13 protein-coding genes and 2 pseudogenes are annotated in these 16,453 nt (G+C 66.2%); 6 read left to right on the plus strand and 9 right to left on the minus strand.

Annotated elements, in window-relative coordinates; genetic code table 11:
- Positions 1-48 precede the first annotated feature (48 nt).
- The 4 genes and pseudogenes from AC5RW2_RS17550 to AC5RW2_RS17565 all read left to right on the plus strand — a co-directional run bounded on the left by AC5RW2_RS17550 (position 49) and on the right by AC5RW2_RS17565 (position 4,989).
- Positions 49-969: an SDR family NAD(P)-dependent oxidoreductase gene (locus tag AC5RW2_RS17550; RefSeq protein WP_493962742.1), complete on the plus strand. Its 921-nt coding sequence runs from the start codon at positions 49-51 to the stop codon at positions 967-969.
- A 336-nt stretch (positions 970-1,305) separates the two neighbouring features.
- Positions 1,306-1,950, plus strand: a complete 645-nt coding sequence (locus tag AC5RW2_RS17555; protein ID WP_493962741.1) for a nuclear transport factor 2 family protein — start codon at positions 1,306-1,308, stop codon at positions 1,948-1,950.
- 250 nt (positions 1,951-2,200) lie between these two features.
- A pseudogene (locus AC5RW2_RS17560) lies at positions 2,201-3,200 on the plus strand (transposase).
- 316 nt (positions 3,201-3,516) lie between these two features.
- The gene (locus tag AC5RW2_RS17565; protein WP_494074330.1) at positions 3,517-4,989 is read left to right on the plus strand and encodes an FAD-dependent oxidoreductase; all 1,473 of its coding nucleotides are present in this window, start codon (positions 3,517-3,519) and stop codon (positions 4,987-4,989) included.
- Positions 4,990-5,082: 93 nt separating this feature from the next.
- Here AC5RW2_RS17565 and AC5RW2_RS17570 read toward each other — a convergent pair whose 3' ends face one another.
- The 3 genes from AC5RW2_RS17570 to AC5RW2_RS17580 all read right to left on the minus strand — a co-directional run bounded on the left by AC5RW2_RS17570 (position 5,083) and on the right by AC5RW2_RS17580 (position 7,453).
- On the minus strand, positions 5,083-5,745 hold the full coding sequence (locus AC5RW2_RS17570; protein ID WP_493962739.1) for an enoyl-CoA hydratase/isomerase family protein: 663 nt from the start codon (positions 5,743-5,745) through the stop codon (positions 5,083-5,085).
- Positions 5,738-6,535: an AMP-binding protein gene (locus AC5RW2_RS17575; protein ID WP_493962738.1), complete on the minus strand. Its 798-nt coding sequence runs from the start codon at positions 6,533-6,535 to the stop codon at positions 5,738-5,740. The genes AC5RW2_RS17570 and AC5RW2_RS17575 overlap by 8 nt, the downstream gene beginning before the upstream one ends.
- 90 nt (positions 6,536-6,625) lie before the next feature.
- Entirely contained in the window at positions 6,626-7,453 is an 828-nt protein-coding gene (locus tag AC5RW2_RS17580; RefSeq protein WP_493962737.1) for an SDR family NAD(P)-dependent oxidoreductase, read from the minus strand.
- A 411-nt stretch (positions 7,454-7,864) separates the two neighbouring features.
- On the opposite strand from AC5RW2_RS17580, the gene AC5RW2_RS17585 reads away from it, so the two are divergent.
- Together AC5RW2_RS17585 and AC5RW2_RS17590 are read left to right on the plus strand one after the other, a co-directional pair.
- Positions 7,865-9,307, plus strand: a complete 1,443-nt coding sequence (locus AC5RW2_RS17585) for an FAD-dependent oxidoreductase (protein ID WP_494074331.1) — start codon at positions 7,865-7,867, stop codon at positions 9,305-9,307.
- Positions 9,308-9,570: 263 nt separating this feature from the next.
- On the plus strand, positions 9,571-9,843 hold the full coding sequence (locus AC5RW2_RS17590; RefSeq protein WP_493962736.1) for a hypothetical protein: 273 nt from the start codon (positions 9,571-9,573) through the stop codon (positions 9,841-9,843).
- Positions 9,844-10,297: 454 nt separating this feature from the next.
- Here AC5RW2_RS17590 and AC5RW2_RS17595 read toward each other — a convergent pair whose 3' ends face one another.
- The 6 genes and pseudogenes from AC5RW2_RS17595 to bioB all read right to left on the minus strand — a co-directional run bounded on the left by AC5RW2_RS17595 (position 10,298) and on the right by bioB (position 16,411).
- Complete coding sequence (locus AC5RW2_RS17595) at positions 10,298-10,744, minus strand: hypothetical protein (protein ID WP_493962735.1); 447 nt, start codon at positions 10,742-10,744, stop codon at positions 10,298-10,300.
- 256 nt (positions 10,745-11,000) lie between these two features.
- A complete protein-coding gene (gene bioD / locus AC5RW2_RS17600; protein ID WP_493962734.1) occupies positions 11,001-11,762 on the minus strand; it encodes a dethiobiotin synthase in 762 nt (253 codons plus the stop codon).
- The gene (locus tag AC5RW2_RS17605; RefSeq protein ID WP_493962733.1) at positions 11,762-12,883 is read right to left on the minus strand and encodes a cytochrome P450; all 1,122 of its coding nucleotides are present in this window, start codon (positions 12,881-12,883) and stop codon (positions 11,762-11,764) included. The genes bioD and AC5RW2_RS17605 overlap by 1 nt, the downstream gene beginning before the upstream one ends.
- Positions 12,880-14,076: an 8-amino-7-oxononanoate synthase gene (locus tag AC5RW2_RS17610; RefSeq protein WP_493962732.1), complete on the minus strand. Its 1,197-nt coding sequence runs from the start codon at positions 14,074-14,076 to the stop codon at positions 12,880-12,882. The genes AC5RW2_RS17605 and AC5RW2_RS17610 overlap by 4 nt, the downstream gene beginning before the upstream one ends.
- Positions 14,076-15,342 (minus strand): annotated as a pseudogene (locus tag AC5RW2_RS17615) (aspartate aminotransferase family protein). Before AC5RW2_RS17615 ends, AC5RW2_RS17610 begins: the two are co-directional and overlap by 1 nt.
- Positions 15,335-16,411: a biotin synthase BioB gene (gene bioB / locus AC5RW2_RS17620; protein WP_493962731.1), complete on the minus strand. Its 1,077-nt coding sequence runs from the start codon at positions 16,409-16,411 to the stop codon at positions 15,335-15,337. Before bioB ends, AC5RW2_RS17615 begins: the two are co-directional and overlap by 8 nt.
- Positions 16,412-16,453 lie beyond the last annotated feature (42 nt).

Here is a 16,453-nt window from a genome sequence, read left to right on the forward strand (position 1 = left end):
TCCAGCGGGACAGGGTATGCGCGGTTTCGGATCGATACGGTGTAATCAATGAGACGTGGGCCATACCGAAAGTGTGTGGTCGCCCGACTGCGAGAGGAGTCCATGGTGGGCATGAGTTCGGAGCGGGTGGTGGTGGTCACCGGGGCCAGCCGGGGTGCCGGTAAAGGCATCGCACTGGCGCTGGGCGCGACCGGGGCCAAGGTCTACGTCACGGGACGCACGCAGACCGAGGGCGACTCGCCGCTGCCCGGCACCGTGTTCGCGACCGCCGAAGAGATCACCCGTCGTGGCGGCCTCGGGGTGCCCGTCGTGGTCGACCATAGCGACGACGCACAGGTGCAGGCGCTGTTCGAGCAGGTGGGTGAGGAGGACGGCCGCCTCGACATCCTGGTCAATAACGCGCTCGCGGTGCCGGACGCGCTCACGACGCCGGGACCGTTCTGGGAGAAGCCGTTGTCCCTGCTCGATCTGTTCGACGTCGGCATGCGGTCGAGTTATGTCTCCAGCTACTACGCCGCGCCGCTGCTCGCCGCGAACGGCGAGGGGCTCGTGGTGAACACCTCGTCGTTCGGCGGCACGTGCTACATGCACGGCCCCGCCTACGGCGCCGGCAAGGCCGCTGTCGACAAGATGGCCCACGACATGGCCGTCGACTTCCGACCGTTCGACGTCGCGGTCGTCTCGATCTGGATGGGTCTGCTCAAGACCGAGCGTACGCTCGCCGCATTCGCCGCGAACCCCGGGGCGTACGAGGAACTGGCCGCCACCGCGGAGTCTCCGGAGTTCACCGGACGCGTGATCGACGCCCTCGCCCGCGACCCGCAGCTGATGAAATACAGCGGACGGGTACTGATCGGTGCCGAGGTCGCCGAGGAGTTCGGGGTCCGCGACACCGAAGGCCAACAGCCGCCCTCACACCGCCCGTTCCTCGGCAGTCCGCCTGTCTTCGCGGACGCCATCATCGACTGACGCATCACCTGTAAGTAAGAGCACCCCGAGACGACTACGACATCCTCTCCGAGGAAGCGGACTTCACCCAAGTATGGGCCCACCCGCCCGCCAGCTCCTACCGCAAAGCACCCCGGGAACCGCCTCAGCTGCCATGGTCGCGGCTGAAGGAATGGGAGCTTGGATGTACGTCTCCGACTATGCACGCAGCGGCTTCCGCGATGGCATCAACTGGTACCTCGCCGGGGACCTCAATCTCGCGCACTGGATATAGAGAGGACCCCATCAAGTATATGAAGCAACACCGTCAGGATGTCCGTGCCGTGAGAGCGGTGCCCGGTGGCGGCTACATGCGCCATGGATAAGCCAGGTGAGGTCAACGCGGCGTTTATCGAGTTCCTCCGCGACCTCGACCTGCCGGAGGGCAGTCAGTACGCCGGCCATAACGGTGCCCACCCAGAACAGTGGCTCGGCCATGAACCGAAGAAATGGAGAGAACCGATGGACCTGACGCAGCGAATCAACGCCCTCGAACGGATCGAGGCGATCAAGAACCTCAAGTACCGGTACTGGAGGGCCTGTGACGGCAAGGACCCGAAGACGTTCCGCGACTGCTTCATCCGTTCGGGAGCGAACATCGACTACGGCCGGCTCGGTTCTTTCGACGATGCCGACCGGATGACGGAAATCTTCACACGGATCGCACTGCACAGGGTCGAGGGCCAATACGTGATCTACGACATGCGCCATGGCATGCACCCCGAGATCACGCTGGCCGGCGAGGACACCGCGTCCGGCCGGTGGACACTTCGGTTCCGGCAGGTGAATCTGCTGGACAACACCGAGACCCTCTCAACCGGGGAGTACAACGACGAATACCGGCTCGAGGACGGCCAGTGGAAGATGTCCAAGTGCCACTTTATTGAGACGTGGTCCATTCGGCGCCCGCTGTCCGCCGACGCCGTAATCACCGAAGGTGCTTTCGCGGAGGTGATGCGGTGAGCGCCGGGAACGCATCAAAGTCATGGTGGTGATCAGCACGTTGTCCCGGTCCCAACCAATGCCCCTCCACTAGCCGGGGGGGAATTGCCGGGCTGAGGTTCGGGTGGCTGGAAGAATTGGGGTATGAGCTCTGACTCCCAGGACGGCCTGTTTGACGAGGGACGGAGCGCGTCGAGCCTGCCGGCGGGGACGCGGTGGAGGCTGGCGCCGGGGTGAACAAGCGGTTCAAAGCCTTGAGCCTCACGCGGCGATGCTGGTGCCGCCGTCTTTGGGATGAGTGGTCGTCCCCGGTAGAGGAGGAACTGGATCTGTCCCGTTCTATGACTCGTATGCGAAGACGAAGGGCCAACCGCCGTACGACCCGCGGCTGATGCAGTGGATCCTGCTCTACGGGTACTGTGACGGGGTTCCGGTCCGCCCGGGAGCTGGAACGTGCCTGTGTCGATGTGGACGCGTTCCAGTGGCTAGCCGCGCAGCAGGCCCCGGACTTTAGGTCCACCAGCCGGTTCCGCAAACGCCATCTGGCCACGTTGGGCAACGTGTTCCTGCAGGCCCTGGAGCTTTGCCGGGCCGCTTACATGGTCAAACTCGGCCAGGTGGCCCTGGACGGTACGAAGGTGCGGGCCAACGCCTCGCGGCGGAAGGCGATGAGCTACGTCGAAAATGGCCGGTGACCCGGGAGTCGCTGGAGCGGAAGCGGCTCAAAAAAGCGCGGGCGCGAGCCCGGAGGCCAAGGCCAAGGCCAAAGACCGCAGCGGTGATGACGGTACCGCGGCCGCCAAGGGCGAGGAAGCAGCCGCGAAGGCCAAGCCGAAGTGCACGACGCAGCGGAACTACACCGATCCGGACGCGCGGATCATGGGAACTGCGGACGGCTCAGCCCACCTCGAACACGTCAAAGAGATCGAGCGCGGGACTGCCGGCGGCACAGAGTTCTTCAGCGCCACCGGCCGGCTCAAGCACGGCGAAAAGTCCCGGACGCGCCTTGGAGCAGGATCCCCGCCAACGCCACGCTGAATGAACGCATGGCCCGCAAACTCAAAACCAAGAGGGGCAGGGCCGTCTGGCCTGGCGCAAAGCAATCGTGGAGCCGGTCTTCGGGCGGATCCACACCAGGCAGGGCAAACACGTGCTGCTCCGCAGCCTCGACCAGGCCTTCCACGAACGGGAACCTGCTCGCTGGCTGCCACAACCTGCTTAAACTCTTCACCTACCGGCAGGACCAAAGGACCGTCCCCGCCGACGCGTAAAGGCGTCCGGCAGGTCCCCGGCACGCGAGGACGCTCACGCAGGGAAACCGCTACCAGCCCCCGCCCCATTAGACACTCAGACCACTAGGGACCCATGCTCCTAGCACTGGCAGGCTCCGTGCCGCGTTGAGCGGCACAGCATCGAGAAACGGGGGCGAAAAGCCATCCGGGCCGGGGCCGCAGGCCTGTGGCTCCTGCTGGGGACCGACAGCCGCCGCGATTCCTGCCGGTCCCGGTGGCCGGGACCGGAACTGCACCAGCACACGCGGCCGTGACTGAATGACCCCATCAATCGGCAACCGGAGAGGCATCAATGATGAGTACACAGGGACCGGCGGGACCGGTGGACGCCCGCAATATTGACTCGATCGATTTCGAGACCGACGTGTTGGTGATCGGATACGGCTGCGCCGGAGCGGCCGCTGCCCTGGAAGCGCGTGGCCGGGGCGCCGACGTCGTCGTCCTTGAACGCGCCAGCGGCGGAGGCGGATCGTCTGCGCTCTCCGGCGGAGAGATCTATCTCGGGGGTGGTACACCAATCCAGCACGCCTGTGGCTTCACCGACACCGCAGAGGACATGGAAGCCTACCTGCTCGCGGCGCTGGGACCTCACGCCGATGCCGAGAAGATCAGGCTCTATTGCCGCGGCAGCCTGGAGCATTACGATTGGCTCACCAAGTACGGGGTCCCGTTCAAACCCTCACTCTGGGATTCTCCTGCTTGGGTTCCACCCACCGACGACGGTCTGATGTGGCTGGGCGAAAACGCCTGGCCCTACACCGGCCTTGCCAAGCCGGCACCCCGCGGCCATCGGGTCACAGCGGAAGGCTTCGGCGGCAAGGTGCTGATGAGCGTGCTGTCCACGGCCGTCGACGACGCCGGGGCCCAGGTCCACACGGACACTCAGGCCTCACAGCTCATCCTCGAGGGCCCGAAAGTTGTTGGTGTCGTTGCGCGCCGCTTTGGGAAAGCAGTAACCTACCGGGCCCGGCGCGGAGTCATCCTCACGACCGGCGGGTTTGCGGACAACGGTGAGATGGTGGCCCTGCATGCGCCCCAGCTGACCGGACTGGGCGTGACCAGCGATGGCGGGGATGACGGACACGGAATCAAAATGGCCCAGGCTGCAGGGGCAGCAGTGCAGCGGATGTCGGCCGCCCAAGTAGGCATTGCCCTGATACCGGGAATGGTTGTGCGCGGCATGCTGGTCAATGCCGTCGGGCAACGGTTCATCAACGAAGACCAATATCCCGGCCTGCTGGGACAAGCTGCCCTGTTCCGGCAGCAGATGTCTGTCTGGGTCATCCTCGACGAACAGGCCTATGAGGAAGTGCCGGAGGATGAGCGCTGGGGCGTGCAGCCGCACTTCGTTGCCGATACCATCGAGGAACTGGAGCAGGAGGTCGGCATGCCCGAGGGCTCCCTGGCGGCCACAGTGAGCGTGTACAACAGGCATGCAGCAGTCGGCGAGGACCCGTACTTTCACAAGGACAAGCGGTGGCTGCGCCCGTTGGAGCCACCGTTCGCGGCCATCGACGTCAGCCGCGGTATGGCAACGCCGGAGCAGGGCACTGCAGGTCGGGGCGGGGCGGAAGTCTTTACCCTTGGCGGCCTGCGGACCGGACTCGATGGAGAAGTCCTTGATGTGTCCGGATCCCCGATGCAGGGGCTTTATGCCGCCGGCCGGGCCACGTCGGGCCTGCACGGCCAGGGATACATCAGCGGCACGTCCCTGGGCGACGGCACATTCTTTGGCCGGCGTGCCGGGGCATCGGCCGCAGCCCGGTAAGCCACACGGTTACTACCGGCGGCGGCCTGCCCTCACCGGGCCGCCTGTGACGGCAGCACGGGCGGCCGCAGAACCGCCGGCCCTGCCCCGCGGCTACGGCCGATGGGGCAGGGCCAGCGCCTGGATGGCCTCGGCGTACATCACGGCTTTCACGGTGCCCAGGGTGGCAGGATGCCCCGGCGGGTTCGCTGTGGCCAGCGCGGCAGCGTGCCCGATCAGCTCCTGCTGCCCGATGGCGGCGTCGGCCAGTCCCGCTTCGGCGGCTTCCGCGCCGCCGAAGCGGCGGCCGGTGAGCATGGCGTCCCGGGCGGTCAGCGGGTCCAGCTTGCACTGGACCAGGGCCGCCATCCCGGGGGTAAAGGGAATGCCGATGTGCACCTCGGGGAAGCAGAAGAAGCCGCGGTCCGCGCGCATCACCCGGTAGTCGTGCGCCATGGCCAGCAGCGCTCCGGCCCCGAAGGCATGCCCGTTGATCGCAGCCGCGGTGGGCAGCGGCAGGGTCAGGATCCGGCTGTACAGTTCCTGGACCGCCCGGACGTAATCCGCTTCCAGCGCCACCGGGCCCTCGGACTCTGCGACGTCGAGTCCGTTCGAGTAGAACTTGCCGGTGCCGGTGGTGACCAGGGCAGGGGGCGGATCGGTCAGGACCTTGTCGAGCAGCCGGCCCAGCTCCTCCAGCCAGGCTAGGGTGAAGCGGTTCTCGCCGCTGCCCAAGTCCAGGACAGCGACTCCGTGCTCTGTGCTGAGGCTAGGCATGGGCTTCCTCCATAGGTGTGCTGGCAGTCCGCAGCTCCCGCTTGAGGATCTTGCCCATGGGGCTGCGGGGCAGCCGGCCAGTAGTCTCGACGGAGCCTTGGATCTTGTAGTTGGCCAGCCAGCAGTCGGCGTCGATGGCCGCAGAGGTGGCTGCCGGGTCATCCAGATAGCCCAGCATGACGTTCGGCCCGCGGACCAGCATCTCGCAGGCCACATTGGCTAGCAGGTTTTGGCCGTGGGCGACATCGCCCGGTTCCACCGAGCCGGCACGCTCCTGGAAATCCGTGGCAGGAACCTTTTCGGCCCGCGCCAGCAGTTCCGTCCAGGTCAGCAGCCCTGTCCCGGCCCGGTCCGGGAGTCCTTCGGTGGAGGGCAGCAGCACCACCGTCCGGAGGGCGGGCAGGCCGGGGACGAGCGGGGCGGGGCCTGAATAGCCCAGTTCCGCAGCAGCATCGGCAAGCAGTTCAAGATAGACAGTGCTGAGGAAGCTCTCGGCCGCAATGAGCACCGTGACCCGTGCCCGGCGCAGAATTTCATGGGCCTCGATTCCCCTGTACCGAGTATTAAAGGGCACGACGGCGGCACCCACCGACGCCGCGGCAAGGGCGCCGATCACCCAGCGGAAGGTGTTGGGTGCCCAGTGCGCCACACGGTTGCCGCGTCCGACGCCAAGGGGCATGAGCCCGCGGACGGCCAGGGCCACCTGTTCCTGCAGGTCGTCGAAGGTCAGGCGCACCTGGCCATCGACGATGGCCTCACGGCTGGCGTAGTTCTGAGCGCTGAATCGCACCAGTTCCGGAATTGTCCTTGGCTCTGCCCTGTCCTGCATTACCTGCCTTTCTTCTTGATCATGCGCTGCTGGCCTCTGCGAAGGCTCGCCTCAGGCGCCGTAACCGCCGTCGACGTCGAGCTTTTGCCCGCTGATGAAATTCGCTTGCGGCGAGGCCAGGAAGCACACGGCGGCGGCGATATCGGCCGCCGAGCCGTAGCGGCGCAGCGGGATACTGGCCGTGGCCGCTGCCTGAGCCCTCTGGTCGAAATCCCCGGATGCCATCAGTCGCTGTGCCATGCCATCGGTGAGCATGCCCGGCCCCACACAGTTCACCCTCACACCGTACCGGCCCTCCTCGACGGCCAGCGCGCGGGCCAGTGCCTCGACGGCACCCTTCGGGCCGCTGGAAAGGCCGTCCCGGGTGGGATAGCGCCGGGTGGCTGCGGTGGTGACGGCAACGATGGAGCCTGCCGACCGGCGCAGATACGGCAGACCCAGATGGGCGCAGGTATAGAACGCCTTGACATCGTCGTTGAGCTGCTCGGCCATCTGGGCCGGCGGTACCTGGCTCAGGTACCGCTGCGGAACATGCGGTCCCGCCGCATGGACGAGGGTATGGATGCCGCTGGTCCGGGTCGCCGCGTCCCGGAACGCCGCCGCAACGGCGGCCTCATCGGTGAGCTCCAGCCGGACGGCGGAAACGTGGTCGCCCAACTCCTGGGCCAGGTCACGAGCCGTTTCCGGATTGCGATAGTAGCTGAACAGTACCCGGCTGCCCTGGGCGGCGAGCTGGCGGACCACGGCTGCGCCGATCCCGCCGGAGCCGCCCAGTACGATGGCGGTTCCAGGCAGCCGCGCAAAGGCGCCTGCCGCCGAGGGCATGAGATCAACTGCCGGCATGGCCGCGATGCTCCCCGGCTCCTCGTTTTCCAGCATGGAATGAACTCCCTCGCCCTGAATGGTAGGTATCGGCTGCGGTCGTAGATCTGGGATCGACCGCAGCATCCTTTGAAGAACCTACCAAGCACTTGTTACGAGCACCAGTATGTTGTTCAATTCCTCTCAGAGGTATTTCAGCTAATGCCGGCCAGGGGGTCGCTGCGGTCCCGGTGACCGGGAATGCGGACCCGGCGCTGCTGGCGGGCCGTGCCGTGGTCGTCACCGGCGCAGGCTCCGGCCTAGGCCGTGAACATGCGCTGCTGCTGGGCCGCTGCGGCGCCCCTTCCCACTGAACGGATAGGCATTCTGTCCCGGGGAGTGGGATGTCCGGCAGTGTGTAGGGGGAGAGTTCCTTACCGTTGGCTCAATTGCAGCTGGTCTGAAGGCGACTCACTCTGGGAGGTCCATGTGGTACACGGAGCATTCGATGAGCAGTACGACGTCGTCGTTATCGGCGTTGGAGCGGCCGGAGCGGCCGCCGCGTTGGGCGCACACGAACATGGCGCGCGTGTTCTGGTGATCGATAAATGCCCGTCGGAGTGCGCGGGTGGCAACACCCGGGTATCTGGTGGCGGCTGGTTCATCAACAACAGCCCGGAACGAGCGGAAGTGTTCCTGCGCGCTCTCAACGGCTCACGCACCGTCGCGGCGGACGTCGTGCAGACCTGGGCGACGGAGACCGCGAAGAACTCAGACTGGTTACGCGGCCTTGGGGCCGCGGTCCGTCAAACCGGCGCTTACCACACTGAAGCAGAATTTTCTGAAGTCGACGGCGCTGACTGCTATGCCGGCATGGACACGATCAAAGGCGAAATGGGGCAATCCCTGCTCTACGAATTCCTTCTGGCTGCGCTCGCCGAGCGAGGCATCGAGGTTCGATTCGAGACCTGGGCCGAAGATTTGATCGTCGAGTACGGGGCGGTGCGCGGGCTCAAGGTCCAAGGACAGGAAGGCCTGTCGATCATCGGCGCCCACGGCGGTGTTGTTCTAGCCACCGGCGGGTTCGCCGCCAACCCCGCCATGGTTCAGGACTACTTACGGCTGGAGGACTACGTGTTGTGGGGCTCGCCGCACAACACCGGGGACGGTCACCGCATGGCGCAACGCGTCGGCGCAAACCTGTGGCACATGGACAATATGATGACCATCACCGGGATCGATGTAGGCGATAGGACCGGGCTGTACCTCGCAATGTGGAGCGGATGCAACTACGTGTTCATTGCGCCCGACGGACGCCGATTCATTGACGAGACCAAGGCGAATCGCCATGGACACGTGCAGCGTAACGGGCGCGAGGAGCTGTTTCCGCTCAGCGCGTTCTATCTGGTCTTTGACGAAACGATGCGCACGGCGGGACCATTGAGCCCGACCACGGCGGTACTGCCGGTCGGCTGGAAGCTGCTGATGGAGAACTTTGTATGGTCGGCGGACAATTCGAAAGAGGTGGCCGACGGCCAGATACACCGGGCGCAAACCCTCCGCGAGCTGGCCGCGACAATTGACGTCGACCCGGACACTCTTGAGCGGACCATCAACAACTACAACGCCGGCTGCGAGGCCGACCGCGACGACCATTTCGGCCGCGCACCGGAAACACATGCGCCCGTTTCGGAGGCTCCCTTCTACGCGCTGCGGGTAGTGCCGCTGCTCGGCTGGAGCGATGGAGGCCCTAGGCGCGACGGACGGTCGCGGGTGCTCAACACCCGCGGTGAGGTAATCGAGGGCCTATACGCGGCGGGCGAGGCCAGCGCCACCTATAGCTGGACCAAGGACGGCGGGTTCCATATCGCCGACGCGCTGGCATTCGGCCGCGTAGCCGGTTTAGATGCGGCCACCAGGGCTGCCGGCTGACCACATCACTGGACGGAGCGCTGGAGCATCAAGTCCTACTTGCCCTCTGCGGGGCAGGCGGTCAACGGACTGCGTGTTCAACTTACCCGGCTTGCCCGGCGACGGCGGTTGATGGGGCGGAGGCTGCCGCGAGTGAATGGGGAGGCGGCGATGGCCTAGCCGTCGGTGAAGTCCTCCGGGTTCATCTTCTGGCCGCGTTTGTTCCGTCGGCGCTTGCTCCGGTCTCTTCAATTTACCCGCCACTTACCGCTGATGACTAGTGAATGGATGAAAAAATGGAGTTGAAAGATAAGGGTGACGATGAGCGCTCGCACCCTTTCGAAGACTGGCAGCGGCTGCCGGGGGCTACGGTCAAAGTTCGCCGCGAGGGGAAAACCATCCGGGCCGGAATTATTGACGATGCCACCCCCGACGGCAGCATCGTATGGATCGCACAAGAAGGTGTACTGGAAAGAATGCTCATCCATAAAGCTGACGGATACGAAATTTGGATAGCACCGGCTCAGCTACAGAAGGCTGCTTCCATCGTTGTTTGAGGGTAGTGCTTGAGGGCGCCGCCACTTCGACCGGTATCCACAACGGGTCCGGCTGGCCGCGCACCTGCCAGGCGGTTTACGCAGCAGCCCGACCTAGCGCGTTAGTTAGAAGGGCCGGGCTCCGTCCGGATTCGGTATTCACAGATCGAATTCTGCGCAAGAATCTCTCATCTAATGATGAGATTATGCCGCTAGTGCCGGGAACCATGCCGCATATTTGTGTGAACCTTTATCCTCAATGTATTCCGGCTCGCGCGAGAACACGCTGAGGCCGGTTCTCGCAGCTACTTCTACTCCCGTACTTTGAACGCCGATAAGCTAGATTACGTCAAGTAGTTGCTAGGACAACCGTGCAGACGTCTCCAACCCACGGCCAGTAGCATGAGCCCATGCAGACGGCTTTGATGCTCATAATCACTGGCGTTTTGCTTGGCATGCCCACGGCGATATTTGCCTACAGAAATCCGCGGCGGAAAGGTGAACCCCTTGACGCACAGCGGACAGGGGTTCTCGGCTTAAGCGCCCTTGGCATGGCCTGCCTCATTGTCGGAGCCGCTGTCATCTTGTCAACCCTGCAGTAGGAATAGTCCAACTTTTTGGGAGACCAGTTCAGCAACGTGGCACTTTTCTGCGCTCCGGCGGCCTGCACAAAGCTGTTCAGCTCCCGTCCGGGGGCCTGGCCGTCTTCCGGGCCGGAAACTCCCCTGCTTTGGGCTGATTTTTTAAGCCGATAACCTGCCTTATGTAGTTGCTGCTGTTCCGCCTTTGGCAGGGCGTCGTACGTGTAGGAAGCAGCGGCCAGAGGCTTGGCCGCATCATCCAGTGCATAGCGGACGATGTGTTCATTCTTCGATCGGGACGTTAGAATTCCCACCGCTGGCCGCTGCCGTGGCAGCTTCATCTCTTCATTGACGACTAAGACATAAAAGTTGAGCTGGCTGAGATGCTCGGGCTTGAACTTTCAGGCTTTCGGCTCGATTACGACGTAGCGATCGGTCGGGATGTGATGAGCAGCAAGTCGATGAAGAAGTCGTCACCACCGACCTCCAGATGCACCGCCGGCCGGAGCAACGCGCGGGAGCGGTGAGGGCGTCGCCGCGAGCGAGATTGACCTTCTCGTACTTAATGATTCCCCGGGGAGCCACGGGGAGGGGCGGTCAACGGACGGCGACCAGCCCGTCGAGCCACTGCGGGGCTAGGGACCGGAACCGGTCGGGATCCATTGCGGCGGCACCGGCCGGGATCGCACCGGCCAGCGGCGTGGACAGGCCGCTCAGGTATTCGAAATTGCTGGCCTCAATCGCGTCGGGCTGCTGGGGCCAGGCTCCGATCACTACGCCGCTCACCGGCAGCCCCCGATTGTCCAGCGCCTCCAGTGTGAGCATGCAGTGACTGAGGGTTCCCAGGCCGCTGCGCGCGACGACGATGACGCCTACGGTCAGGGCGCGCGGATCGGACCGGGTGCCGGCCCCGCCGCTAAGGGCCGCCGCAAGGTCCGCCAGCGTGTGCCCGGCCGAGTCCAGTTCGACCAGCAAACCGCCGGCGCCTTCGACCAGGACGTGATCGTTCGCTGCGGCCAGTTTCCTCACCCGTTCCACGTGTACGGCCAGGTGCGGCAGCCGGGTGTCCTCCAGCTCGGCGGCCGCCGCAGGGGCCATCGGCGCCCGCAGCCGGGCGCCGTCGGAAACCGCTGCCAGGCCAGCCAGGCGCCGCACTTCGTCCGAGTCGCCGGGTTCACCGTCCTCGACGCCGGTCTGGACCGGCTTGTAGGCGGCCACCGTCCGGCTGCCCCATGCCGGCGAGGTGAGGGCGGCGGCCAGCGCCGCCGTCGTTATGGTCTTGCCCACGCCGGTGTCTGTGCCGGTCACCACCAGGATCCGGGGAAGGGCGGGTGTTCCTGCGTCCAGGGGAGCGGGCATTAGGGCCGTCCCGCCATGGCTGGCCGGGAGCCGGCGGCGGTTCCCGTTCCGGCTCCATTGCCGGTGCCGGCGACGGTCACCGTCAGCGGTGCCTGGAAGGACAACAGCCGGAGCCAGGCCGGTTCCGGACCTGTGAGGGCGATCTCGGGCAGGGCGCGGGCGGTCTCCTCCAGAACCAGTGCCGTCTCCAGCTCCGCCAACCGGGCGCCGAGGCAGCGGTGCAGGCCATAACCGAAGGCCAGCGAATACGCGTTGGGGCCCGCCTCCTGGGGATGGTGGCCGCTGAGCTCCAGCAGGATTTCCGCGCCTGCGGGCAGTTCATGTCCGTTCAGCTGGGTGTCCTGGGCCGCTGCCCGGCGCCAAGTGAAAACGGAGGATTCGGTTGCCAGCACCCGGCGCACCATCGGCCCGGCCTCACTGTCGCCGGACGCCAGGCGCCGCCACAGCTGCGGGTCCTCCAGCGAGCGGTACAGCGTGGTGGCGATCAGCTGGGAGGTGGTTTCCTGCCCGGCAATGACCAGGAAGTAGCCCAGGGAACAGATCCGGGCGGCATCCACCCCCGCCCGGTGCAGCACTCCGAACAGCGAATCCGTGTTCCGGCTGGCCTCGACTTCGGCGCGCAGCCAGCGGTAGAAGTCGGCGGCGCCGACGGCCAATTCGACCTGGCGCTGTGCGTCCGGCCAGCCCCAGAACAGCTCTAGGGAGTCGCGGCTCCAGCGTTTCAACTCGTCCAGGTTTGGGCAGTTGAGGCCAATCAATTCCTGCATGATCACCGGCGGGATATGTTTGGCCACCAGATCGGCCAGGTCCACCGTCCCGTGTGCCAGCCCGGCGGCGGCCACATCTGCCCGTTGGCGCGCCAGTTCGCGGATCCTCGGTCCCAGTGCTGCTACTTTGGCGGGAGAGAAGAACCCGGCTACCAGCTTCCGTACGCTGCGGTGGTCCTCGCCGGTGGCGGAGGCCAGCACTGGCGGCAGGGCGAACCGCGCGCGGCTGAGGATCCTCAGCGCCGCCGGACCCAGCGGCACGACGGCTGTCAGGGCGTTCGTGGGCACAAAGACATCCGTCCGGCGCAGGACCTCGCGGACCTGATCCGGATCCTTAACGACGTGAAAATTCATGCCCGTACCGCCTGTACTGCCTGTACTGCGTGTTCAGCCCGTAGTAACTGTTCTGCCCGGACCGCATCAGCCACGAGCTCGGCGGCGCGCCGTGTCTGCTCCGCTGTCAGGTCCGCCCGGGCCGTCAGCCGCAGCCGTGAAATGCCGTCCGGGACGCTCGGTGGACGGAAACAGCCCACCAGCACGCCTGCCGCCTCCAGCCGCGCGGCGATCCGCAGCGCCGGCCCGGGCCGGCCGACCGGAACAGACCGAACCGCTCCCGCGGCACGCTCGATCCCGCACGCCTGCGCAATGGCTGTGGCGTTGCGGGCGACTGCTGTAGGCAGTTCCGGTTCAGCCAGGATGATCCGGCAGGCCTCGGCAGCAGCGGCCGCAGCGGCCGGGGCGAGCCCGGTGTCGAAAATGAACGGGCGGGCGGTGTTGACCAGGTGCTCGCGCAGCAGGGCGGGCCCCAGCACCGCCCCGCCCTGGGCACCCAGGGACTTGGACAGGGTGGCGGTGAGCACCACGTGTTCTTTTCCGGCCAGTCCCGCAGCATGGACCAGTCCGCGTCCGTTCCCGGCTACGCCCAGGCCGTGCGCCTCATCCACCACCAGCAATGCGTCGTACCGTGCCGCCAGGGCGGCAGCCTCGGCCAGGGGAGCGGCGTCTCCCAGCACCGAGTAGATCGATTCCAGTACGACGACGGCGCGCGGCTGGGTGCGTCCGGCCAGCAGCCGTTCCAGTGCGGCCAGGTCCGAGTGCGGACAGATTTCCACCGGTGAGCGTGAAAGCCGGGCGGCGTCCACGAGCGAGGCGTGGATGTGCTCATCGCTGATGATCAGTGTGCCGGGTCCGCCCAGTGCGGTGAGGATCCCGAGGTTGGCGGTGTAGCCGCTGGAGAAGACCAGTGCCGCTGGCTGGCCGGTCAGCGCGCAGAGCCGTTCCTCCAGCTCCAGGTGAACGGGCTGGGTCCCGGTCACGACGCGGGAGGCCCGCGCGCCGGTTCCGCAGCGCTGGAGCGCGTCAATTGCGGCGGCCTTCAGCCGCGGGTCCGTGGACAGGCCAAGGTAGTCGTTGGAGGACAAATCCAGCAGGTGCCCGGCGGGCAGTTGTCCGCCGGCAGCATCTGCCCGCACTGCGGTCTGGCGGACCAGTCCCCGGCTGGTGCGCACCCGTTCCCGGTCCGCCAGCCAGTCCTGCATGGCACCCATCAGCCGTGCACCTGTGCGATGGCGGCGGTGAGGGCTGTGCCGATCGCCGCGACGTCGTCGTCATCGGCCAGGTAGGGAGGCATGGTGTAAACCAGGTCGCGGAAGGGCCGGACCCACACGCCACGTTGCAGCGCTGCCCGCGTGACGGCAGGAATGTCTACCGGACAGTTCAGCTGGACGACGCCGACGGCGCCGAGGGTGCGCACGTTCCGGACTGAAGCCAGTACGCTGGCCGGTGCCAGCGCCCTGGCCAGCCCGAGGCCGACCCGGTCCACCTGCCGTTGCCAGTTGCTGGACTCGAGCAGGCCCAGCGGCCACGTCGGCGGAGCACAGCACCGCGGCGAGCGTGAGGTAGCCGCCGGTCAGGGCCTTGCCCACGCACATCACATCGGGGGCCACCCCGGCCCATTCGGCGGCGAACAGCTTCCCGGTGCGGCCGAAGCCGGTGGCGATCTCGTCGAAGATCAGTAGCAGGTTGTATTGATCCGCGACCCGGCGCAGGCCGCGCAGGCACTCCGGGGCGTAGATGTGCATCCCACCGGCTCCCTGCAGTACGGGTTCCACGATGATCCCGGCGAGTTCGCGGTGGTGCCGTTCTACCGTCTCCTCCAGCAGTGCTGTCCAGGCCGCGACTTCGTCTGCATCGGAGATTAGATTTCCGTCGTCGGCAAGCCGGGCCGCCGGAGGCTTGGGCAGGAAGTGCTGCCGCGGTACCAGCCCCGGGAAGGCGACATGCATGCCGTCCACCGGATCGCAGACGCTCATCGCGGCGAAGGTGTCCCCGTGGTAACCGCCGCGCAGGGCCAGGAACTGCTGCCGCTCCGGCCTGCCCGCGGCGGCCTGGTACTGGACGGCCAGCTTTAGTGCCACCTCTACGGAGACCGATCCGGAGTCGGCGAAGAAGACGTGCTGCAGCGGCTCCGGGGCCAGCCGGACCAGTGTCTCGGCCAACTGCACGGCCGGTTCGTGGGTCAGGCCGCCGAACATCACGTGGCTGAACCGCCCGGTCTGCTGCCGCACGGCCTCGTCCAGGACCGGGTTGCGGTAGCCGTGGATGGCACACCACCAGGAACTCATTGCGTCGATGGCCTCGAAGCGCGCGCTGTCCGAGGCCTCCAGCTCCAGGCGCACCCCCGACGCGCCTGTGACGGCGTAGGGGGACGGTCCGTCCAGCGGGGCGTAGGGGTGCCAGAGCAGGCCCCGGTCGCGGGCGGCCAAGGTGGCGGTTGCTGTTGCCACCGACGGCAGGCCCGCTGTACTAGGCATTGGGCGCCAGCTCCGTTCCGGCGCCGCGGCGCCGGATGGCAATCCCGCCGGCGAGGGCAGGATCAGCGTCGGCGCCAGCACCGGCGTCGTCCGCCCCCAAAACCACGAAACCGGCGTCGGTGATCATGGCCAGGTCCGCCTCGGCAGACTGGCCTTCGCTGGTCAGGTAGTCACCCAGGAAGAGGGAGTTTGCCACCTGCAGCGCCAGCGGCTGCAGGGACCTCAGATGCATCTCGCGGCCGCCCGCCATACGCAGTTCCTTGTCCGGGCAGACGAAGCGCACCATGGCCAAAATGCGCAGGCACTGGGCCGGGGTGAGCAGCCAGGTGCCCTCCAACGGGGTGCCCTCGAACGGCATCAGGAAGTTCACCGGAATGGAGTCGCTGTCCAGCTCGCGCAGCGCGAAGACCGCGTCCACCAGCTCCTCGTCCGTCTCGCCCATGCCCACGATCAGTCCGGAACAGGGGGAGAGGCCGGCGCTCTTGGCGTACTCGACGGTGCGCACTCGATCGGCGTATTCGTGGGTGGTGCAGATATCGCGGTAGTTGGATTCGCTGGTGTTGAGGTTGTGGTTGTAGGCGTCGACGCCGGCGGCCTTAAGGCGGTCCGCTTGGCCGTCCTTGAGGATTCCCAGGCAAGCGCACACCTCGACCCGCGGATGCTCGTCCTTGAGCCGCTCTACTGCGCCGGCCACCCGCTCCACGTCGCGGTCGGTGGGGCCCTTGCCGCTGGCGACCAGGCACACCCGCGAGGCTCCACCGCCGATTCCCAGTGCGGCCTGCCGCACCGTCTCCTCCGGCTTGAGCCAGGTGTACTTAAGGATTTCCGCGGCCGATCCCAGCCGCTGTGAACAGTAGGTGCAGTCCTCCGGGCACAGGCCGGACTTGAGGTTCACCAGATAGTTCACCTTGACGGTGTTACCGAAGTGCGCGCGCCGCAGGCGGCCTGCGGCGGCAACGAGGTCTATCAACTGGTCGTTGGTAGAGTGCAGGACGGAAAGTGCGTCTGCCCGGCTTGCGCGACCGCCAGCCAGCAGTCGGTCCGCTATCTCATTGAATGAATTGAACACCGTTCAATAGTCGGCGTCCACCCTGTCGATGTCAATAGTGAG

This window comes from Arthrobacter sp. B0316-1-20 (assembly GCF_059091865.1).